General features: G+C 65.2%; 18 protein-coding genes. 3 read left to right on the top strand and 15 right to left on the bottom strand.

Annotated elements, in window-relative coordinates; all coding sequences use genetic code 11:
• Positions 1 to 160: 160 nt before the first annotated feature.
• Entirely contained in the window at positions 161 to 328 is a 168-nt protein-coding gene (locus DXK94_RS21495) for a hypothetical protein (protein ID WP_181884896.1), read from the bottom strand.
• 181 nt (positions 329 to 509) lie between these two features.
• Between DXK94_RS21495 and DXK94_RS20850 the strand changes: the two genes are divergently transcribed.
• Positions 510 to 2,303: a glycoside hydrolase family 5 protein gene (locus DXK94_RS20850; RefSeq protein ID WP_181884895.1), complete on the top strand. Its 1,794-nt coding sequence runs from the start codon at positions 510 to 512 to the stop codon at positions 2,301 to 2,303.
• A 10-nt stretch (positions 2,304 to 2,313) separates the two neighbouring features.
• Here the strand turns inward: DXK94_RS20850 and DXK94_RS20845 are convergent, their stop codons facing one another.
• From DXK94_RS20845 to DXK94_RS20810, 8 genes are all read right to left on the bottom strand, one after another.
• Positions 2,314 to 2,658: a hypothetical protein gene (locus tag DXK94_RS20845; RefSeq protein ID WP_147294413.1), complete on the bottom strand. Its 345-nt coding sequence runs from the start codon at positions 2,656 to 2,658 to the stop codon at positions 2,314 to 2,316.
• An 83-nt stretch (positions 2,659 to 2,741) separates the two neighbouring features.
• Positions 2,742 to 3,431, bottom strand: coding sequence for a cation diffusion facilitator family transporter (locus tag DXK94_RS20840; RefSeq protein WP_115526398.1), 690 nt, complete (start codon positions 3,429 to 3,431; stop codon positions 2,742 to 2,744).
• 42 nt (positions 3,432 to 3,473) lie between these two features.
• A complete protein-coding gene (locus DXK94_RS20835; RefSeq protein WP_115526397.1) occupies positions 3,474 to 4,748 on the bottom strand; it encodes a glycoside hydrolase family 26 protein in 1,275 nt (424 codons plus the stop codon).
• Between the two features lie 108 nt (positions 4,749 to 4,856).
• Positions 4,857 to 5,933: a LacI family DNA-binding transcriptional regulator gene (locus DXK94_RS20830; RefSeq protein WP_115526396.1), complete on the bottom strand. Its 1,077-nt coding sequence runs from the start codon at positions 5,931 to 5,933 to the stop codon at positions 4,857 to 4,859.
• Between the two features lie 38 nt (positions 5,934 to 5,971).
• Positions 5,972 to 6,877 carry a carbohydrate ABC transporter permease gene (locus DXK94_RS20825; protein ID WP_115526395.1) on the bottom strand — a complete coding sequence of 302 codons (906 nt, stop codon included), beginning with the start codon at positions 6,875 to 6,877 and terminating at the stop codon, positions 5,972 to 5,974.
• Positions 6,877 to 7,755: a carbohydrate ABC transporter permease gene (locus DXK94_RS20820; RefSeq protein ID WP_115526464.1), complete on the bottom strand. Its 879-nt coding sequence runs from the start codon at positions 7,753 to 7,755 to the stop codon at positions 6,877 to 6,879. Before DXK94_RS20820 ends, DXK94_RS20825 begins: the two co-directional genes overlap by 1 nt.
• A gap of 78 nt (positions 7,756 to 7,833) precedes the next feature.
• Positions 7,834 to 9,168: an ABC transporter substrate-binding protein gene (locus DXK94_RS20815; protein ID WP_115526394.1), complete on the bottom strand. Its 1,335-nt coding sequence runs from the start codon at positions 9,166 to 9,168 to the stop codon at positions 7,834 to 7,836.
• Positions 9,169 to 9,211: 43 nt separating this feature from the next.
• On the bottom strand, positions 9,212 to 10,645 hold the full coding sequence (locus DXK94_RS20810) for a GH32 C-terminal domain-containing protein (protein ID WP_115526393.1): 1,434 nt from the start codon (positions 10,643 to 10,645) through the stop codon (positions 9,212 to 9,214).
• Positions 10,646 to 10,918: 273 nt separating this feature from the next.
• Here DXK94_RS20810 and DXK94_RS20805 point away from each other — a divergent pair, with 273 nt between their 5' ends.
• Positions 10,919 to 12,478, top strand: a complete 1,560-nt coding sequence (locus DXK94_RS20805; RefSeq protein WP_115526392.1) for a glycoside hydrolase family 32 protein — start codon at positions 10,919 to 10,921, stop codon at positions 12,476 to 12,478.
• A 77-nt stretch (positions 12,479 to 12,555) separates the two neighbouring features.
• On the opposite strand, the gene DXK94_RS20800 is transcribed toward DXK94_RS20805, so the two are convergent.
• The 3 genes from DXK94_RS20800 to DXK94_RS20790 form a co-directional block, all read right to left on the bottom strand.
• Entirely contained in the window at positions 12,556 to 13,203 is a 648-nt protein-coding gene (locus tag DXK94_RS20800) for a LysE family translocator (protein ID WP_115526391.1), read from the bottom strand.
• A complete protein-coding gene (locus tag DXK94_RS20795; RefSeq protein ID WP_115526390.1) occupies positions 13,200 to 13,598 on the bottom strand; it encodes an STAS/SEC14 domain-containing protein in 399 nt (132 codons plus the stop codon). The genes DXK94_RS20800 and DXK94_RS20795 overlap by 4 nt, the downstream gene beginning before the upstream one ends.
• A gap of 91 nt (positions 13,599 to 13,689) precedes the next feature.
• Positions 13,690 to 14,232 carry a TOPRIM nucleotidyl transferase/hydrolase domain-containing protein gene (locus DXK94_RS20790; RefSeq protein ID WP_115526389.1) on the bottom strand — a complete coding sequence of 181 codons (543 nt, stop codon included), beginning with the start codon at positions 14,230 to 14,232 and terminating at the stop codon, positions 13,690 to 13,692.
• A 36-nt stretch (positions 14,233 to 14,268) separates the two neighbouring features.
• On the opposite strand from DXK94_RS20790, the gene DXK94_RS20785 reads away from it, so the two are divergent.
• On the top strand, positions 14,269 to 15,603 hold the full coding sequence (locus DXK94_RS20785) for a cation:proton antiporter (protein ID WP_258868650.1): 1,335 nt from the start codon (positions 14,269 to 14,271) through the stop codon (positions 15,601 to 15,603).
• Positions 15,604 to 15,670: 67 nt separating this feature from the next.
• On the opposite strand, the gene DXK94_RS20780 is transcribed toward DXK94_RS20785, so the two are convergent.
• Genes DXK94_RS20780 through DXK94_RS20770 form a run of 3 tightly spaced genes read right to left on the bottom strand, consistent with a single transcriptional unit; the run spans position 15,671 to position 19,830 of the window.
• Positions 15,671 to 17,044: an MFS transporter gene (locus DXK94_RS20780; protein WP_115526388.1), complete on the bottom strand. Its 1,374-nt coding sequence runs from the start codon at positions 17,042 to 17,044 to the stop codon at positions 15,671 to 15,673.
• A gap of 39 nt (positions 17,045 to 17,083) precedes the next feature.
• Positions 17,084 to 18,559 carry an NAD-dependent succinate-semialdehyde dehydrogenase gene (locus tag DXK94_RS20775; protein ID WP_115526387.1) on the bottom strand — a complete coding sequence of 492 codons (1,476 nt, stop codon included), beginning with the start codon at positions 18,557 to 18,559 and terminating at the stop codon, positions 17,084 to 17,086.
• 20 nt (positions 18,560 to 18,579) lie between these two features.
• Positions 18,580 to 19,830 carry an iron-containing alcohol dehydrogenase gene (locus tag DXK94_RS20770; protein WP_115526386.1) on the bottom strand — a complete coding sequence of 417 codons (1,251 nt, stop codon included), beginning with the start codon at positions 19,828 to 19,830 and terminating at the stop codon, positions 18,580 to 18,582.
• Positions 19,831 to 19,939 lie beyond the last annotated feature (109 nt).

Here is a 19,939-nt window from a genome sequence, read left to right as displayed (position 1 = left end):
GTCAGTTCTTGTCATAGTCCGGATGGGCGCTGTGGGGCGTCCGGGAAGGGGGAGTGCATCACCGCTGACCGTTACCAGAAGACCAATGACCACTACGTTGAAAGCCCCTCCTAGGAGGGGCTTTCCCTTTGCCGGCTGGCATCGGCCGGGCGGTGTTTATTCAGCGCGGAATACGGCGTCCCCTGAACCGGTTCAGCAGCAGAAGGACCAAGGCGACAATCACCAGCATCGGGGCCACCCCAAGGAGGAACCCCAGCGTTTCGACGGCCAGTCCCACGATGAAAAGGACCACGGCGACAACCAGGATCGCCACCACCAAAGCTCTCATCTGTCTCCGCCTCACGGTCGCAGTAATCTCCCCAGCGTACGCCGATGCCCCCGTTTCCGGCCCCCTGGATGTGCTATGCGTCCCGTTGGTTTCCGCAGGTGGAACCACACCAAAGGTTTATCCAAGGTCAGCTCCCTAAAGTGGGCGCAACTGCTTTATGGCCAGGCAAGGGGAGCTCATCATGACCGACAGCAGCGCTTCATCATCGGATCGCCCAGCAGGGGCAAGGGCCTGGCGGATCGCCGGCCGGCGCAAGTGGCCGTGGTGGGTTGGAGGCGCGCTGCTGGTGTTGGTCCCGGCACTGGTCATTGCCGGCTTCACGGCCTTGGGCGACAAGGATGACCCTCCTGCAGCCGGACCGGCGTCGTTCACAGGCTTTGTTACTGCCTCCGGCCGAGGCCTGGTCCTCAACGGGGAACCCGCCAGGCTGAAGGCAGTGAACTTTTCCAACCTGTACCACCGGAATCCGAAGGGAACCGAGCTTCTCAATTCCCAACACCATTCCGAGACGGATTTTGAGCGCGCGAAGGAGCTGGGATTCAACAGCATCCGGTTCGCCTTCGACGGGGACTGGTTCGTCGATTCGCCAAAGGTTTTCTTGGAATGGCTGGACCAAAACGTCACCTGGGCGCGGCAGCACCAGATGCGCCTGATCCTGGACATGCACACACCCATCGGGGGCTTCTGGCTGGACCCCACCAGCGACCAGGTAAGTTTCGATATCTGGGAAGACCCCCGGATCCAGCAGCAGAACGCCGATTTGTGGCGCGTTATTGCCGACAAGTACAAGGACGAACCGGCCATCGCCGCCTACGACCTGCTGAACGAACCGGTGACCACTGATGCGACGGGGGAGCAGTGGAAAAAGTTCGCGCAACAGCTGGTGGACTCGGTGCGGTCCGTGGACCAGAACCACCTGCTGGTCATCGGCGGGATTTACGGGGTCAACGGCCGCTACGGAGCCGCCGGAATCGACCAGCACTTCCTGGTGGACGACAACAACGCGGTGTACGACTTCCATTTCTACGAACCCATCAAATACACGCACCAGTACGCCTCCTGGGTGGAAGGCCCCATTCAGGACGGCGGCCGGTACCCGGACCCGAACGTCATCCTGCCCACGGGCAACAGGACCCTGCTGCAAGGAAGCCGCATCACCACCCCGGCCCTGCCGAACGGCACCTCGGACTGGGCTCCCTATGACAGCGGCATCATCGCCATCGACGACCGAAACGCGGTAGCGGCCGCGCCGCTCATGACAGTGCAGGGCGGCATGCGGGGTTCCGCCGGGTTCGACGCCGTCACCGTGACCGAGTACAGCCCGGATGGGACAGAACTGCGCAAAATCGTTGATGAACAGCTGAACAAGGACTCCGTCCTGGACTGGTACCAGTGGAGCTTCGGCGGAGATGCGGCGGCGCCGGCCGGCTTCGCACGGGAAACCACCGGGCACCTGGATGACGGCAGCCTCTCCATCAGCAATGCAACAGACCCCGCAGCCATCACAGGATGGAGCAACGATAGGCACCTGTTCAAGGTGACACCCGGCAACAAGTACCGCATCCAGGGCTTCATGCGCGGACAGGACATCGCACCGTCAGCCGGCACGGCGCCCCGCATCGGCCTGCAGCTGGACGTTTATGCCCAGTCGCCCGGAGCGGCCGGAAACGGCTTCCTCCAGCGCGACAAAACCTACCTGGCGCATGAAATGGCGAAGCACCTGAAGTTCGGCGCCGACAACAACGTCCCCATGTCCGTGATGGAATTCGGGACGGTGCGCCAAGCTTTTGAAATGGAGGGCAAGGGCGGCCAGCAATGGGTCAGCGACATGCTCAGCCTTCTGGAGGAAAATAACCTCAGCTTCGCCTACTGGGAGTACCACGGGGCCCAAATGGGCCTCTACCTCAGCGGCCAGGGCCAACCGGGCGAACCCAACGTGCCGCTCCAGGAAACCCTCCGGCGCGAGATCGGCTAGAAGACACTCCTCAACTGCCGTCGCCGTTGGCGGCGCTGATGAACTGGGCCAGCATCCTTGCCTCGCTTGAGGTCAGGAAGACCTCAATGGGCTTGGCCTGGTTCGCGATTTCGAGGGTGAGCGTGAAGCCCTCTGACCCGGCGCTTGGGCGGGCGGACCATGTCTGCAGGACAGGTGCCATGTCCTGTCCCAACAGCACGTAGCGCTCCTCCATGTCCCAGGGGGAGCCGGCCTCGATCAACGCTTTATGCTCAGCGCAGACGAAGGCCTCGTGATAACCGGCAACGAGGTTCTGGTTCCCCACCAGGAAGGCGGAACCGGCATTGGTGCACCGCAGCACCGAGCAATTAATCATGAATCAGAGGGTAGGGAGCGGACATTGGGGAACCCTAACGGCGCAGCTTGGGGATTCCTTGTTTCGCAAAGGTTTCCATCGCCTCACTTTGTCCCGTCTGATGTGCAGCAGTCATCGGGTTCCCCAGCATGACTTTCCTCCACATGGGGGACGGTGCAGCAGACGTCCCCTTTCCAGGCGTTGATCCCCTCACGGACGGCGATCCCGGCAATGACCAGGGCCGCGCCGGCGTCGGCCCACCACCATCCCAGCGTGCTGTTCAGCACCAGGCCAGCCAGCAGCACGGCTGAGAGGTAGGTGCACAGCAGGGTCTGCTTGGAGTCAGCCACCGCAGTCCTGGATCCGAGTTCGCGGCCGGCCCGGCGTTGGAGCCAGGACAGGACGGGCATTATGGCCAGGCTCAGTGCGGCGATGACGATGCCCGGCATGGAGTGCTGTGCTTCCCCGCCGCCGGTCAGTGACCTGACAGAGTCGACGGTGACGAACAGTGCGAGGGCGAAGAAGGAGCACGAGATGATCCGCAGGGTCAGGTGCTCGCGCCGTTCCGGGTCCTGCGCGGAGAACTGCCAGGACAAGGCCAGTGCGGAGGCGACCTCGATCACCGAATCGAGTCCGAAGCCGATCAGGGCCGAGGAGTCCGCCACGGTGCCGGCCCACAGCGCTGCAACCGCTTCAAGGAGGTTGTAGGTGATCGTCGCGGCAGCCAAGAGCCGGATGCGCCGGCTCAGGACGTCACGCCGCGCCCGCGCCGGGGCAGTCCTCACGGTTTCCATAAACCCAACCTATATCCGCGCATGGGTCCGTGCGGCAGCGGATTACCTGCGGGGAGCGCAGGCCTCGGCCGGGCCGTAGTGCAGCCAGTCGGGCAATGCGGCGGTGAAGGCTTCCCGGATCTGCGCTGTCTTGGTGACCGTCCAGTCCACCCGGCCGTTGACTTCCACCTCGTCCTCGTCCCGCTCGAACCAGTTGACCATCTTCAGCTGCGGGAAGCGCGCGGCCGTCGCGGGATCGAACAGCTGGCCCCACCAGGCCTGCTTGATGGCCAGCTCGGTTTCCCCGCCGGCCGCCGGATTGAACAGCGCGGCAGTTTCCGGGATGGCCACCGGCTTGCCGTGCTGCACTCCATAGACCTCGTAGAAGTCAGGCGCCGGGGTGTCGTCCCCGTTCGCGCCAAGGTAGTTGCCGGTGAGCTGGCTGGCGAACTTGTTGGCTTCCGGCAGTTCGTTCTCACCCCAGGGAAAGGCCGAACCCCAGTGGTAGAGGGACATTCCCACCCAGTCCACCGCGTCGTCGCCGGGATAGTAGGGGGCGTAGGGGTCATCATTTGCGGTGAGTGCCCCGTCCGCGTCGGTGTCCAGCGCGGTGAAGTCCGCTGTTCCCGGCTTCACATCGAACTGACCGCCGGAGGACGGATAGCCGCCGCCGTAGTCCGGCGCCCACATCATCGCCGAACCCGGCGCCTGGGCGTGGACGGCTGACGCCAGCGTCCGGAAGGCTGCGATGTAGCGGGCCGGCTGCTGTCCCCATGGGGTCCAGTTGCCGTTCATCTCAGGTGCAAAGCGCACAAAGACGGGGACGCCGCCGTTGTTGACCGCCGCGAGGTCCCTGGCGAGAGTGGCGGCGGATTCCTCCGTCACCGCGTCGAGGCCGTTCACGGGCTCCAGGGTCAGCAGCATCGTCTGGCCGTGGGCGCGGATTTGGTCGGCGGCACGTTGCAGGTCCTCCTTCTCCTCGCCGTTGTAGGGGAAGCCGGTGGAAACTACGGTCACTGCTGGCGTGTGGCCCAGGTTGAAGGAGTATTCAGCCAGCGTCCTTGCCTCCATATCGAGGTTGACGCCGAATAGCGCACCGCTGGCGGGGACCAGCGCAGCCCTGTCCAGGACTTCGCACGGACGCAGGGAGACGGGCGTTGGAAGGCGGATGGACTGGTCGGTGTTCTGCGGCCTCGCGTTGATCCCGTAATAGGTGACGGCACCACCGATCCCCACGAAGACCAGCCCCACGATCACGGGAAGGGCGAGGCCTTTCAGCCGCCGGGAAAAACGGTGCCGCCGGGAACCGCGGCTCTCCTCCGGAACTTCCTCCGACATCGGTGGCGGCCCCCTCCCTGGCTGACGCTGACTCCATCCTAGGTTTGAACCTTGGAACCACCATGGAAACGTACGACGGCGGCCGCGCGCCGACGTCGTACGTTCCAGTTAAGCGTGGGCTTGCGCCCGGACTGACGTGCGCTCCACCGTGGGGCAGTGGACTTTCGAGATCCCCTCGGTGGCGCCGTCGAGTTCCAGCAGCATGCGGACTCCCGCCGCGCCCAGCTCGTAGTGGGGGAGGGACACCGTGGACAGCGGGGGGCGAAGGTGCGCGGCGATGACTTCCTGGTTATCGAAGCCCACCACCGCGATGTCGTCCGGGATGGACAGGCCGTGCTCGCGCAGCCCGTCGTAGAGGCCCATGGCCATCCGGTCGTTGTAGCAGTACACGGCCGTAGCGCCTCGTTTGAGCAGTTCCCCGGTTGCCCCGTAGCCGCCTTCCTGGTCCGGATAGGCTTCCATGACCAGCTCGGGATCGAACGGGATTCCCGCGTCCTCAAGCGCTTCCCTGTACCCCAGGAGCCGTCCGTCCTTGGCGGGGGCGGGGATGGTGGCGTTGATAAAGGCGATGCGCCGGTGGCCGTGCCGCAGCAGGACCTCCGTGGCTGAGCGGCCGCCCTGCACCTCGTCCGGAACCACGGACCGGGTGCCCGGCTCGTTGGAGAAGCAGTTGACCAGGACAAAGTCCGCTTCCCGCAGCGACGCCGGGATGTCGGTCTGGCGGTGGAACCAGGTGGAGTAGAGGATGCCGCGCACTTTGTACTCGAGCATCATGGTGATGGCGTCCTGCTCCAGCTCGCCGTTGCCCTCGGTGTTGGCGATGAGGAGGGCGTAGCCGTGCTTCCACGCCTCGTCCTGCGCGCCGTGGATGATCTGGCCGGCGAAGGGGGTGGTGGCAACGCCGTCGGCCACCAGCCCGATGAACCGGGAGGTGCCGCTGACCAGGGTCTTGGCCATCGCGTTGGGGCGGTAGCCCAGCGACCGGATGGCATCCTTCACGCGCTGCCGCGTTTCCTCCGCGATCCGGGCGTCCTTTTTCTTGTTGACCACCAGCGAGACGGTGGCGGTGGAAACCCCGGCCGCTTCCGCGACGTCGCGGAGGGTGACGGGGTGGGCACGCTCGGGAATCCGCCGGGCACGGGGCGTCCGGGCCGGTTCTCCCGGGCCTTTCTCCATTGAAATCATCTGTCCTCCTTCAGGAGTATATCCATCCGCTGCGGCCGTCATCCCTTGGTCGCCCCGCTCTCAAGGCCCTGGATCATGGCCTTGTTGAGCACCAGGAAGACCAGCAGCAACGGGGTGATGGTGACGCACACGGCGGCGAACGTTGCCGTCCAGTCCACCTTGCCCATGGCGCCGATGTAGTTCTGCAGGCCCAGCGGAATGGTCTTCAGGTCCTCGGACAGGACGAAGGTGTTGGCGAAGATGAAGTCGTTCCAGATGAAGATGCTGTTGACCAGCACCACGGTGACAACCGTGTTCAGGGACAGCGGCAGGGTGATCAGCCCGAAGATCCGGTAGGGCCCGGCGCCGTCCAATGATGCGGCCTCGTACGTCTCCCGGGGGATGTATTCGAAGAACGACGAGAACAGGTAGACAGACATGGGCAGGGAGAACCCGGCCAGCGGGATGATCATCGACTGGTACGTGTCCAGCAGGTTCACGGCCGAGTAGTCGATGAACAGCGGGACGAGGGCGATCTGGACCGGCACGATGATGCCGATCAGGAACAGCCCGCGGACCAGCTTGCTGAGGCGGAACCCGAGCACCTGGATGGCGTAGGCGGCCATCATGCCGAACAGGACAATGAGGATGTTGGCGCCCATGGTCACGATGAAGCTGTTCAGGATGTTCCGGCCCAGGTCGCCGGTCTCGAAGGCCCTGGCGTAGTTCTCCCACGTCAGGGAACTGGGCAGGGCGAAAGGGTCGCCGGTGGCGAAGTCCTGTTCGGTGCGCAGACTGGTGAGGAACAGCCAGGCCAGCGGGTACACCTGCACAATCACAATGAGCATGATCAGGACCCGCGACAGCGTCCGGAACAGGTTGGGCTTACGACGGCGGCGCGCGGCTTTGCGCGGAGCGGGCGGGACGGTGGTGGGAGGCGTAGCCGGGGCTGCCTGGGCGATCATTAGTCTGCCTTCCGCTTGAGCAGGAACAGGATGAGGCCGACGGCAACGAGGCACTCAATGACGATGAATACGGAGATGGTGCTGGCGTACCCGAAGTCCGTGCTGGTGAACGCGGTCTTGTACATGTAAGTGGTCAGCAGTTCGGAGGACTGTCCCGGGCCGCCGTTGGTCATCAGGTAGGGGATGTCGAAACCGCGCAGTCCGTAGGTGGTGGCCATGATGGTGGTGGTGATCCACACCGGCCGGATGTACGGGAACCGGATCTTGGTGAAGAGGGTCCACCGGGACGCGCCGTCCAGGACCGCGGCTTCCTCCAGTTCCTTGGGCACGGCGATCAGTGCCGCGTAGATGATGAGCATGTAGAGCCCGGTGAAGCGCCAGCCTTCCGGTGCGGACACTGCCGCCAGGACGGTGTTGACGTCTGAGAGCCAGGGCCGCTCCAGGCTTCCCAAACCGATCCAGTGCAGCAGCTGGTTGAGCAGGCCGGCCGGGTCGATGGAGTAGATCCGCACGAACAGGAAGGCGATGGCCACGGTGGAGATGACGGCCGGCAGCAGGTAGAGGGTTTTGATGAGCTCCCGCCCGCGGCGGAGGGACGTGAGCAGGCTGGCCACCACCAGGGCGCCGCCGAGTTGCAGGACCAGGCAGATGGCCAGGTAGATCAGGGCGTTCAGGAACGCGCGCCAGAAGATGTCGTCGGCGACGAACATCCGGACGTAGTTGTCCAGCCCGACGAATTCCATGTCGCTGATGCCGTTCCAGGAAAAGAAGCTCAGGAACAGGGACTGGAGGATGGGGAAGAGGACTGCGGCGCAGTAGAGCAGCAGGGGCGGGAGCAGGAAGACCAGGACCGAGGTCCGTGACCTGTTGGGAAGCATCCTGTTGGGTTGCATGGCGGGGCCTTTCGGGCGGGGGACCGGGTGGCCCCCCGCCGCGGTTGCTTGAAGAAGCTGTGCTTACTTGAAAAACTTGGGGGCGTTCTGGGCGATGGCGTTGTCCATGGTGCTGGTGAACTGCTCGGGCGTGATGTTGCCCTGGACCAGGAGGACCAGCTCCTGCTGCAGCCGGCCGTTGGCGGTGGGGTCAAGCTGGGTGTCCCACGGCATGGCCTGTTTGGATCCGAGGTTGTCGGCCTGGTCAAGGGCTTTTTGGTACAGGGGAGTGGCGTTGGCGGGGATGGCGGTTTCGACGTCGGTGGTGGGAGAGAGTGCACCGGTGGCGGCATACTCAGCGGGGTACTTTTCCAGGGCGAACTTCAGGAAGTCGCTCACCAGGGGGTCATAGGTCTTGGCGTTCACTGCCATGCCGATGCCGGAGGGGGAGACGAACTCGTTGGCCGCCGTCACGGATCCTTCCGTGGTGGGAAGCGTGAAGAAGTCGATGTCGTCCCGGACGTCGGGGTTCAGCTTGTCCGTGGCAAGGCTGGGCAGCTCCCAGGTTCCGATGTTGTACATCGCGGCCTGGCCGGAGGTGAACTGGTTCTGCGCATCGGAGTAGCCCTGGGCGGAGAACCCTTCCTGGAAGCACTTGGCCTTGCCGAGCTCCGCCAGCCACGTGACCGTCTTCTGGCCTGCCGGGTCGGCGAACTTCGCTTCGCCCTTCTTCAGCTTCTGCACAAAATCCGGCCCGGCTTCGCGGAACGGCTGATAGGCGACATAACGTTCCAGCGGCCACTGGTCCTGGCCGTCGATGGCGATGGGGGTGATGCCGGCGTTCCGCAGGGCGGTGCACATGGCGGGAATGTCATCGAGGGACGCTGGTACCGCAACCCCGGCCTTTTCCAGCAGTGCCTTGTTGTACCAGATGAATTCCAGCTCGAACTGGAACGGGATCATGTAGAGGGACCCGTCGTCGAACCGCTGGTAGTCCAGTGCGCCCTGGCGGTAGTCGTCGTAAACGTCCAGGGACTTCAGCAGCTTCTCGGCGTCCACCATCTTGCCCTGCTTGGCCAGCTGCTGGGCGAAGGGCGTGGCGTCGGTATCGAACAGCTCGGGAAGCTTGTTGGCCGCGGCCAGGGTTTCGAGCTTCTGGATATAGGAGGGCCGGTCCGGGGTGGTGATCAGGTTCAGTTCGAAGCCCGGGTGGTCCTTGGCGTAGTCGTCAGCGATCTTTTTCATGATGTTGATGACGGCACCGTCTGCCGGGCGGGAGAGCAGCCACGAGATTTCGCGGGGCTTGATCTCCCCGGTGGGGCTGACATTGGAGGGGTCGGTGGAGCTTCCGCCGCCACAGGCGGTCAGGGCCAGGGCGGCAACAGCTGCGGCTGCGGCAGCGCGGAACACGTTTTTCATTGCGGCAATCTTCCTTGATTGGAACGGAGGGAAACGGGGTTATTCAGTTGTCGGTGCGCTTGCGTACTTCAAGGTCTGCGATGGCGGATCCTTCGCCGGCGAAAACGCCGATCCGCCCGGCCGCCAGGTCGTAAATCCGGGTGCTGAGGGCTACCTGCCGGTCCACGACGGCGACGCACAGGTCCCCGTCCACCACGACTTCCAGGGTGTGCTTTCCGGGGCGGAGGTCGCAGGGGCGTTCGAGTTCAAGGGCGAAGGGGACGTCGCCGGAGACGTGCCATTGGGCGTCACCGGTAATGGTGCGCGGCCATCGGTCGAACACCAGGCGCCCGCGCTTCGGTTCCAGCCGGAGGACGTAGGAGTGGTCACCGTCGGGGGATGACCGCAGCAGCAGTCCGCATTCGGTGGTGCCCGGTTCGATGTCCAGCACCGCCTTCGCATAGAACTGCGCGGGGAGGTCCTCGTTGGAGACCGCGGCGGCGTAGCCGTCGGGTGCCTCCAGCCGGGCAGGGAGTGCCCGGTCGAAGCTCACGGAGACCTCGTCCCAGAAGCTGTCCACCAGTTCGTCCGCGAAGCCGAACCCGAGGGTTCCGTCTGGATTCTGCCGCGCCTCCAGGACGGACATGGTGCCAGCCCACTGCCAGGCGCCGCCGTCGTGCTTTCCTTCCTTGGTGGCGATCCACCCGAAGAAGAAGCGACGCCCGTCCCGCTCTGCAGACTTTGAGGCGTAGAAGGCGCGCCCGTCGATGGAGTCCTGGTCAGGTACCGTCCACGGGCCGTCGGGGCTCTTGGCCATGCGGTACCGGGTGGTGAACGTTTCGGAGAACTCGGAGTAGACCAGGTACCACCAGTCGCCCCAGGCGAACACGTCCGGGCATTCGTGGGTGATGTACCGGCGGGGGTCCCAGAACGGGTCCGTGTACTGCCAGGTGATCAGGTCCGTGGAGACGCACTGGGCGATGACGCCGCGGCGCCGTTCGGGTCCCGCGGAGTGCCGGGCCGCGATGAGCATCCGCCACTGGCCGGCGGCCTCGTCGCGGAAGACGAAGGGGTCCCGCCAGTCTCCGGACTCGTAGCCGCCGGGTGCGCCGAAGGTGTGCCCGGGGTGCTTGACCCACGTGCGCATTCCGTCAGAGCTGGTGGCGTGCATGACCAGCTGCAGCGGCAGCTTGTCCGGTCCCAGGTTGTTCGGATTGTGCCCGGTGTAGAAGAGGTGGTGGAGGCCGGCTTCGTCAACGACGACGCTGCCCGTGTACGCATTGAAGTCCAGGTCGGTCTCGGTTCCGTGGGGGAGGGCTACCCCGTGGTCCTGGAACTGGGTGAGGTCTTTTGTGGTGACCAGGTTCCAGGACGTTCCCGGTTTCGGGTCGGAACGGATCTCGTGAAGGTAGTAGAGCCAGAACTCCCCGTCCTTCTGGAAGGGGATGAGGTCTCCCACCCATCCATCGGCGGGCTGGAAGAAAACTGTATAGCTCATCGGCGTTGATGTCCATTTCTGCTAAAGCGTTTGATCAATCAAAGGCTAGCGGCGGGTCAACCTCTGATCAAGCGTTTTAGCAGAAAAGTTTTTTAGCCACTCCGTTGGCTCCAGGTCGGCGGTGCTGTTGGTTGATAAAACGCTTGACCAGCCGACTGAAACCACATTATCTTCTGCCTAAGCGATTTACCACGATGACGAGGATCGCGACGAACCAACGACGGTTCTGCAGCAGCGAAGACGCAGCTGCCACCCTGAGAGGAATCCCTTCCCATGACACCTGATATTTCGCGGCGCCGTGTCCTGCAAGGCACGGGAGCAGGAGCGCTCACCCTGCTAATGAGCGGCGCCCTGCCTGGCCCGGACGCCTACGCCCAGCGCTCGCTGCGGGCGGTGTACCACATGACACCGCCGTCCGGCTGGCTGTGCGATCCGCAGCGTCCGGTGCACGCCAACGCCGCGTACCACCTCTATTACCTGCATTCCGGGCAGAACAACGGACCGGGCGGATGGGACCACGCCACCACAACTGACAATGTGGCCTTCACCCATCACGGGGTGGCGCTGCCGCTTCAGCCGGACTTCCCGGTGTGGTCGGGATCAGCGGTGGTGGACACCGATAACACCGCGGGCTTCGGGGCCGGCGCCATCGTGGCGCTCGCCACCCAGCCCACCGGTTTCATCCGGAAGTACCAGGACCAGTACCTGTACTGGTCCACGGACGGCGGCTACACCTTCACGGCACTGCCGGATCCCGTCATCGTCAACACCGACGGCCGGACCGCCACCACCCAGGCGGAAGTCGAGAACGCGGAGTGGTTCCGCGACCCCAAGATCCACTGGGACGGGGTACGCAATGAGTGGGTGTGCGTGATCGGCCGGGCCCGGTACGCCGCCTTCTACACCTCCGCGAACCTGCGGGACTGGCAGCTGAAGCGCAACTTCGACTACCCCAACCACGCGCTCGGCGGGGTCGAATGCCCGGACCTGTTCGAGATGACCGCCAGTGACGGCACCCGGCACTGGGTGCTCGGCGCCAGCATGGACGCCTACAGCATCGGCATGCCCATGACCTACGCCTACTGGACCGGCACGTGGGACGGTGACCAATTCATCGCCGACGCCCTCACGCCGCAGTGGCTCGACTGGGGCTGGGACTGGTACGCCGCCGTGACCTGGCCGGCGGCCGAGGCGCCTGATTCGCGGCGGTACGCGGTGGCCTGGATGAACAACTGGAAGTACGCTGCCCGCGATGTTCCAACCGATGCCTCCGACGGGTACAACGGGCAGAACTCCATCGTGCGCGAGCTTCGGCTCGAGCGGCAGCCCGGAGGCTGGTACAGCCTGCTGAGCAGCCCTGTCGCACAGCTCGCGAACTACGTCGGTTCCACCACGGTGTTCCCCGACCGCACCGTGAACGGCAGCGCGGTGCTGCCGTGGAACGGCCGGGCCTACGAGCTCGAACTCGATATTTCTTGGGACGCCGCAGCGAACGTGGGGGTATCCGTGGGGCGGTCCGTCGACGGCTCGCGCCACACAAACATCGGCAAGTACGGGGCCGAGCTGTACGTTGACCGGGCCCCATCAGACCAGGCCGGCTTCGCGCTCGCACCCTACACGCGGGCCGCCGCCCCGATCGACGCAGCCGCCCGGACAGTGCACCTGCGTATCTTCGTGGATACGCAGAGCGTCGAAGTGTTCGTCAACGCCGGGCACACAGTGCTGTCGCAGCAGGTCCACTTCGCGGACGGCGACACCGGGATCTCGCTCTACACCGACGGCGGCCCCGCCACCTTCTCCGGCATCACCATCCGCGAATTCGAAGGAAGCTAGCCACCAGCCGCGGTGACGCGTACGACGGCGGCGCGTGCCGCCGTCGTAGGCGTTGCCCGAGGTGCCACCCGCCGGAACTAGTGGGTGGGCTCGAGGGCGAGCTTGAGGCCGAAGCCCACCAGGACTGTTCCAGTGATGCTGTCGATGATGCGGATGCTGCGGGCTCCCTTGAGCCAGCGGGAGGCGTATCCGGTGCCGAAGATCAGCAGCGTGAACCAGGCCATGGCCAGCAGGCAGTGGACGCCCGCCAGTAGGATGCCCACAAGCAGGGGCGACACCCCGGCGGGAATGAACTGCGGGATGGTGGCGATGTAGAACACCCCGACTTTAGGGTTGAGCAGGTTGGTTCCGGTCCCCGTCAGCCAGCCCTGGACAAGGTTGTCCCGGCCTTCCACGTGGCCCATTGTCCCGCCCGCGGCGTGCACCCCGGTCTTCCGTAGGCTTTTCCAGAGCAGGGACAGCCCCAGCCACACCATGTAGGCCGCGCCGGCGATGGTCAGCACGCGGTATGCGATCTCGGATGCTGCCAGGAGCGCCGATATGCCCACCGCCGCCGCGACGCCCCAGATCATCGCTCCCGTGCTGATGCCCGCCGCGGTGGCGAAGGCATAGCGGCGTGACTTGGAGATGGACGAGCGCAGGACAAGCGCCGTGTCCAGGCCGGGAACCAGGGTGAGGAGTCCGGCAACCAGGGCAAAGGAAAGAAGGGCCTGAAGAAGGGTCACGACTCAAGGATAGGGGTGGGGGAGTCCCCTTGGAGGAGCCAGTCCAGGGCGCCGTCACGGGACGTGAAGAAGCGGGTTGGACACGGCAGCACCTGCCGGTCGATGGTGAAGTTGGCAATGATGCGGTCCACCGGGCTGGAGCCAAGCAAGGCAATCCGCGAAGCGGCACACCGGATTTGGAAAGTGGACTTGGCCTGGCGGGTCACTGCTTTTGTGGTCCCCATGTCCACCAGCATCGGGTATTCGGACCCGCCGCAAATTTCGTTGACCGTTGCCATGGCCGCGAGCACGTCATCGCTTTCCAGAACAATTCCCGGTCTCCAGGAAAGGTGGATAATTCCGTCGGCACCGAGTTTTACCGTGCCCTTGCCGCCATCAACCACAATTGGTTCCATTTTTCTGCTCCCCCAAGATACTGATCAGCCACGTTTAGCGGCATGCATCAAACTACCGCACAGAGCCGCCTGCCGGACCAAATGGATCGCATCAGAATGATGCGACGAGGCGGGCGAGCGGCGGGGGTGCCTGTCCCGCAGGCAATGCATCAACGAGCAGCCGCGCGTACCGGACTTTGTTACCGCTGCGTCCCCCGAAGAACCGGCGCAGCTGCTCCTTAACGGGCCGCTCCCGCTGTGACGGCTGGCGCTGGAGGACCCGGAACGACGCGAGTTCGCCCTGCGCCTCGATGACGTTGAGCACGGCATCGGTCCCAAGGCAGCGGATAAGTTCGTCCTCCAGGTCGGCGTCGCAGACGTGGAATCCAAGCTCGGCCAGCGGGCCCGGCCCGATGCCTGACCGAACGAGTGCGCGGGCGACGCCGTGTGATTCACCCACATCGCACAGTCCGAGCAGCCGGTGGCCTTCGCCGTTGGGGCCGTACCGGTCAAGGAAGTGGACGATGCTGGTGGCGCCTCCCATCGGCACCACCGCCACCCGCCGGGCGGCCAGATCATGGCCGGCACGAGCGGCCAGAGTCTCCACCGCCACCCGGTCACTTTCGCCCTCGACCAGCACCGTCGTCGCCTGCATGGAACAAGTATGGCGTTGTGGGTGCCGGTTGCGTGGATGCCTGACTGTTATGGCGCCAACCCAGCGGCGGCGGTAGCTTTGGAGTACTTTTCCTTCGAAGCAGCCGAGGTGCCGGAGGTACCGCCGATGCAGGGCTTGTCCACGTCATTGGTTCTGATCGCCCTGCTTGCTATCGCAGCGCCCCTTGCGGCGCGCTTCCTGGACCGGGTGGTCAAGGTCCCGATTGTGGTCTTCGAGATTGTCCTCGGCATCATGCTAGGTCCCAGCCTGTTGGGGTGGATCCAGCCCACGGAGTTCATCGACACGCTGGCGCAGTTCGGGCTGGCCATGCTCTTCTTCGTGGCCGGCAACGAGATTGATTTCGCCGTGATCCGGGGAAGGCCGGTCAACCGTGCCGCCGCCGGCTGGGTCATCTCGTTGGCGGCAGGCATCGGCGCCGGATTTGTCCTGGGTCCGTCACCGGCTGCTGCCGTGATCATCGGCGTCGCCCTGTGCTCCACGGCGCTGGGCGCGCTGCTGCCGATCCTCCGCGACGCCGGCGAATTGAGATCCCCGATGGGCATCGCGGTCACGGCACTGGGTGCGGCGGGGGAGTTTGGCCCCCTGGTGGCGATCTCGCTGTTCTTCAGCGGCAGGGAACTGGGGCCGGCCACGGCGGTGCTTCTCGGGTTTGTCCTCCTGACCGGCCTGGCGATCTTCCTCGCCTCCCGGGCACGGCATACGCTGCTCCACTCCCAGGTCACCCGGACCCTGCACACCAGCGGCCAGTTCGCCGTCCGGTCCATTATGTTCATCCTGACCGTGCTGGTGGTGCTGAGCATGGTGGTGGGACTGGACATGCTGCTGGGTGCCTTCGCCGCCGGGGTCCTCTGGAAGGTGGCCATTGCGCGGGCCCCGGAACAGGACCGGCACGTCATTGAGACCAAGATCGACGCGGTCGCCTTCGGGTTCCTGGTGCCCATTTTCTTCATCGACACGGGCATCGATTTCGACCTGCGCGCCCTCACCGACAGCCCGGCCGCCCTGGCGCTGGTCCCGCTGTTCCTGCTCCTCCTGCTGGTGGTCCGCGGCCTGCCGTCGCTTCTGGCAGCCCCGCCCAAGTCCACGCCCGCGGACAAGCGGGCCATCGTCCTGTTCGGGGCAACGGGACTGCCGATCATCGTGGCGGTGACCGCCATCGGCCGGGAAGAGGGTCTGATTTCCAGCGGGATCGCGTCGGCACTCGTGGGGGCAGGAATGCTCTCTGTGCTGCTGTTTCCGCTGCTCGCACTCCGCCAGCAGCACCGCAAACCGCCGGCACGTCTCCGCGGCCCAAAGAACTCCCGGCGGAAGGTGCCCCGGGTTGATGCCCCGGGTGAAGCACCTCAGTGAATGACGGTTAACGAAACGTACGACGGCGGGCCGTGCCGCCGTCGTACGTCCCTCTTTAAGGGGGGTGTTACTTGGTGCTGATGCTTTGCTCGGCGATCCGTGCGTTGGTGTCGTCCAGTTCCTGGGCGGCGGTGATGCGCCGGTCCAGCTTTCCGAGGGTTTCCGGTGCCAGGAGCGTGGCCACAACGGTGATGACGCCGATCACGCTGAAGTAGAGGATCACCCAGCCGGGCTCACCGTTTCCGGCGTTCAGGAGCGCCACCGCGACCAGCGGAGCGACGCCGCCCGCCAGGACGGAACCGAACTGGTAGCCCATGGAGGCGCCGCTGTAGCGCAGCTTGGTGGAGAACAGCTCCGAGAAGAAGGCAGCCTGGGGGCCGTACATCGAGTTGTGGAAGACGGCGAGGCCGATGATGATGGCCAGTGTTGCCAGCAGGGCGCTGCCGGTGTCGGTCATCACGAAGTAGAGCGGGAAGAACAGGAGTCCGCCGATGGAGCCGAACAGGTAGAGCGGCTTGCGCCCGATCTTGTCCGAAAGGATGGCCCAGAGCGGGACGGCGAAGACTCCGATGGCAGAGGCGATCAGGACAGACAGCGTTCCCTGGTTGGCACGATCGGGTCCGAAGGTCCTCATGATGTAGACCACCGAGAACGTTGTGTAGAGGTAGAAGGCGGAGTTTTCTGCCAGGCGCATGCCCACAACAAGCCAGATGCCCTTGGTTTCCTTCTTCATTGCTTCGCCCAGCGGCTTCTTGGACGTCTGCTTGCTGGCCACAAGGTCCTTGAAGTCGTCGGAGTCCTCGAGCTTGGCGCGGACCACCAGGCCGATGACGATCAGGACCACGCTGAGCAGGAACGGCACCCGCCATGCCCACGCATCAAAGACCTCTGCAGGGACGGAAGACTTGACGATCAGGACGCTGGCGTTGGCGAGCAGCATGCCTGCCGGGACGCCCATCTGGGTGAAGCTGCCGAAGAAGCCGCTGCGTCCCGGTGGGGCGTGTTCGATGGAGATGACGGCTGCGCCGGCCCACTCCGCTCCGGCGCCGAAGCCCTGGAGCAGGCGCAGCACGGTCAGCAGGATGGGGGCCCAGACGCCGATCTGGGCGTAGGTGGGAAGCAGTCCCATGGCCAGGGTGGCGAAGCCCATGATGAGCAGGGACAGCACGAGCATGGGCTTGCGGCCGATCTTGTCGCCGAAGTGGCCGGCGAACATGCCGCCGAAGGGGCGTGCGACGAAGCCGACGGCGTAGGTGACGAACGCAAGGAGCAGGCCGGTTGCCGGATCCTGTTCGGGGAAGTAGAGCCGGCTGAACACACCCGTGGCGGCGAGCAGGCCGAAGATGTAGTAGTCATACCACTCAATGGTGGTGCCGGCGAAGCTGGCCAGCGGTACGCGCCAGGCCGCCTTGGGCTTGGCTGTGGTGTTGGAGATCGTCATTGGTCTTTTCTTTCGGAGGGAAACGAAGGGAGCAGCGGGCTACCAGTCGAGCGCGATGTATTTGGTTTCGGTGAAGTCCAGCAGGCCCTGATGGGCCCCTTCGCGGCCAAGGCCGCTCTGCTTGACGCCCCCAAAGGGTGCTGCGGGGTCGGAAACCAGGCCGCGGTTCAGGGCCACCATTCCGCTCTCGATGCGCTCGCAGACCCGCAGTCCGCGGCGGAGGTCCTCGGTGAACACGTAGGCGGCGAGGCCGTACTCCGAATCGTTGGCGGCGGTGATGGCTTCGTCCTCGGTGTCGAAGGGGATGACAGAGGCCACCGGCCCGAAGATTTCCTCACTGACCATGCGGGCCTGGAGCGGCACGTTGGTGACGACAGTGGGCGGGTAGTAGTACCCGGCCCCGTCCACGGCCTTGCCGCCGGCGAGGAGCCGTGCTCCCTGGCTGACCGCGTCGCGGACCAGCGAATCGACTTTGCGGACGCTGGCCTCATCCACCAGCGGCCCCACCTCGGTATCGGCGTCGGTACCCGGACCCACGCGCAGTGCGCTCATCCGTTCGGCCAGCCGGCGGGCGAATTCGTCGTGGATGCCGCGCTGGACGTAGATGCGGTTGGCGGCGGTGCAGGCCTGGCCGCCGTTGCGCATCTTGGCGACCATGGCGCCGTCGATGGCCAGGTCGAGGTCCGCGTCATCGAAGACGAGGAAGGGCGCGTTGCCGCCAAGTTCCATGGAGCACTTGAGGACATTGTCGGCCGCCTGGTGCAGCAGGTGCCGCCCGACGCCGGTGGAGCCGGTGAAGGACAGCTTGCGGACCCGGGGGTCGGCGAGGATCGGGGTCATGACCTCGCTTGTTTTGCTCGTGGTGATGACGTTGACCACGCCGGCGGGGGTTCCGGCGTCGAGCATCAGCTGGGCGATCGCGAGGGAGGTCAGCGGCGTGAGCGTGGCCGGCTTGAGCACGGCCGTGCAGCCGGCTGCCAGCGCGGGTGCCAGTTTGCGGGTGGCCATGGCCGCCGGGAAGTTCCACGGGGTGATCAGCACGCAGACGCCGATGGGCGGGTGCTGGACAAGGATCCGGTTCGAGCCCGACGGCGAGACGGACACATCCCCGATGATGCGGACGGCTTCCTCGGAGTACCAGCGGAAGAATTCTGCGGCATAGGCCACTTCGCCGCGGGCATCGGCAAGGGCCTTGCCGTTCTCGAGGGAGATCAGGTGGGCGAGCTGCTCGCTGCGCTCGGTCATCAGTTCGAAGCAGCGGCGCAGGATTTCGGCGCGGCGGCGCGGAGGAGTTGCCGCCCATTCGGGGAAGGCTGCTGCCGCGGCGTCCACGGCTGCGAGGCCGTCTTCGACGTCGGCGTCGGCGATGCCGGTGATGATGGAGGCATCGGAGGGGTTGATCACCTCGACGAGGTCACCGCCGGCCGCGTGCTGCCAGTTGCCGGCAATCAGCAGCTCGCGGGGCACCGTCAGGCCGTCAATGTCGAGGGGTTCGAGGGTGGAAAGAAGTGTCATGGGGAAGTCCTTGGTGCTGGTCAGCGGATGGTGCGGTCGCCGGCGAAGGCGGCGTGGACGATGGAGGTTACGGCGTCGAGGTCGAGGGGCACGGGGTTGTTGTCGATGAGCCGCTTGGAGTTCAGAGACAGCTTGGCCACCTGGGCGAGGTCGCTTTCCTGCAGGCCGAGGTCCTTCAGCGTTGGGGGCAGCTCGATCGCGGCGATGACTTCGTCGATTGCCTCTACGCCTGCGACGGCGGCGGCGCGCGGGTCCAGGCCCTTGGTGTCGCGGCCCAGGGCTTCGGCAATCTGTGCCAGCTGCGGCTGGATGGCCTGGAAGTTGTGGCGGACAACGTAGGGGAGCAGCAGGCCGACGCCTACACCGTGGGGAGTGTGGGTCAGTGCCCCCACCGGGTACTGGATGGCGTGTGCAGCGGCGGTTCCGGCATTGCTCAGGACGACGCCGCCGTACAGTGCCGCGAGCATCATTCCGGCGCGGGCCTCGATGTTTTCCGGGTCCTTGTATGCAGTGACGAGGCTGCGGCCCACCAGTCCAATGCCGTTCAGGGCAATGGAATCGGTCAGGATGTTCTTGCCGACGAAGACCCGCTCAGCGGCGAGCTCGGGGGTGGGTTCCCGGGTGATGGCGGTGAAGGACTCCACCAGGTGGACCAGGGTGTCAGCGCCGGTGGCGGCCGTAAGGGGCGCGGGGCAGGAGTAGGTGAGTTCGGGATCGCAGACGGCGGCGAACGGGATGATGTGCGGGCTCGAGATGCCCATCTTCATGCCCAGGTCAGGGTCGGAGACCACGGCGATGGCGGTCGCTTCGGAACCGGTGCCCGCGGTGGTGGGCAGGGCGATGACCGGCTTGGTGGGCCCGGGAACGGCAAATTCGCCGTAGTAATCGCTGGGCTTGCCGCCGTGCGTGAGCAGTACCGACACAACCTTGGCCATGTCCATGCAGCTGCCGCCGCCAAAGCCGATGATGACGTCGATGTCCTGGCCTTTGAGCTCCTCAACGCAGGCCAGGATGCCTGGCGTCGGCAGCTCGGCCTGGGTGTCTCCGTAGACCGTTACGGTCAGGTGCCGGTCCTCGAGGCTGCGGACCAGGGCCTTGAGCTCGTCCGAGGCGGCCAGCCGCGGATCGGTGCAGATGAGGATGTTGGTGCCGAATTCGGCTGCCATGCCGGCAATTGCGAAACGCTGCCCGGCGCCGACGACGACGCTCCGGGGCAGGCGCAGGACGCCGAAAGTTGCGGGACGGATGCCCGCTGCATGCGCACACGACATTGTGAATGACTCCTAAAGATGGGGTTGGCGGGCTGCCTGACAGGTGCCGCAGAAACCAGCATTCCAGAGCCGCGTGATGGTCACCATGTAGATGTGCGCCACACAAAAA

Origin of the sequence: Arthrobacter sp. RT-1 (assembly GCF_003367205.1) — a bacterium.
In the GTDB taxonomy this organism is placed as follows: Bacteria; Actinomycetota; Actinomycetes; order Actinomycetales; family Micrococcaceae; genus Arthrobacter.
This window is presented reverse-complemented; position numbering and strand designations above follow the sequence as displayed.

Excerpts from the sequence above, each read along its gene's own strand:
- DXK94_RS21495 (WP_181884896.1), bottom strand. The coding sequence starts at position 328 with ATGAGAGCTTTGGTGGTGGCGATCCTGGTTGTCGCCGTGGTCCTTTTC.
- DXK94_RS20850 (WP_181884895.1), top strand. The coding sequence starts at position 510 with ATGACCGACAGCAGCGCTTCATCATCGGATCGCCCAGCAGGGGCAAGG.
- DXK94_RS20845 (WP_147294413.1), bottom strand. The coding sequence starts at position 2,658 with ATGATTAATTGCTCGGTGCTGCGGTGCACCAATGCCGGTTCCGCCTTC.
- DXK94_RS20840 (WP_115526398.1), bottom strand. The coding sequence starts at position 3,431 with ATGGAAACCGTGAGGACTGCCCCGGCGCGGGCGCGGCGTGACGTCCTG.
- DXK94_RS20835 (WP_115526397.1), bottom strand. The coding sequence starts at position 4,748 with ATGTCGGAGGAAGTTCCGGAGGAGAGCCGCGGTTCCCGGCGGCACCGT.
- DXK94_RS20830 (WP_115526396.1), bottom strand. The coding sequence starts at position 5,933 with ATGATTTCAATGGAGAAAGGCCCGGGAGAACCGGCCCGGACGCCCCGT.
- DXK94_RS20825 (WP_115526395.1), bottom strand. The coding sequence starts at position 6,877 with ATGATCGCCCAGGCAGCCCCGGCTACGCCTCCCACCACCGTCCCGCCC.
- DXK94_RS20820 (WP_115526464.1), bottom strand. The coding sequence starts at position 7,755 with ATGCTTCCCAACAGGTCACGGACCTCGGTCCTGGTCTTCCTGCTCCCG.
- DXK94_RS20815 (WP_115526394.1), bottom strand. The coding sequence starts at position 9,168 with ATGAAAAACGTGTTCCGCGCTGCCGCAGCCGCAGCTGTTGCCGCCCTG.
- DXK94_RS20810 (WP_115526393.1), bottom strand. The coding sequence starts at position 10,645 with ATGAGCTATACAGTTTTCTTCCAGCCCGCCGATGGATGGGTGGGAGAC.
- DXK94_RS20805 (WP_115526392.1), top strand. The coding sequence starts at position 10,919 with ATGACACCTGATATTTCGCGGCGCCGTGTCCTGCAAGGCACGGGAGCA.
- DXK94_RS20795 (WP_115526390.1), bottom strand. The coding sequence starts at position 13,598 with ATGGAACCAATTGTGGTTGATGGCGGCAAGGGCACGGTAAAACTCGGT.
- DXK94_RS20790 (WP_115526389.1), bottom strand. The coding sequence starts at position 14,232 with ATGCAGGCGACGACGGTGCTGGTCGAGGGCGAAAGTGACCGGGTGGCG.
- DXK94_RS20785 (WP_258868650.1), top strand. The coding sequence starts at position 14,269 with ATGCCTGACTGTTATGGCGCCAACCCAGCGGCGGCGGTAGCTTTGGAG.
- DXK94_RS20780 (WP_115526388.1), bottom strand. The coding sequence starts at position 17,044 with ATGACGATCTCCAACACCACAGCCAAGCCCAAGGCGGCCTGGCGCGTA.
- DXK94_RS20775 (WP_115526387.1), bottom strand. The coding sequence starts at position 18,559 with ATGACACTTCTTTCCACCCTCGAACCCCTCGACATTGACGGCCTGACG.
- DXK94_RS20770 (WP_115526386.1), bottom strand. The coding sequence starts at position 19,830 with ATGTCGTGTGCGCATGCAGCGGGCATCCGTCCCGCAACTTTCGGCGTC.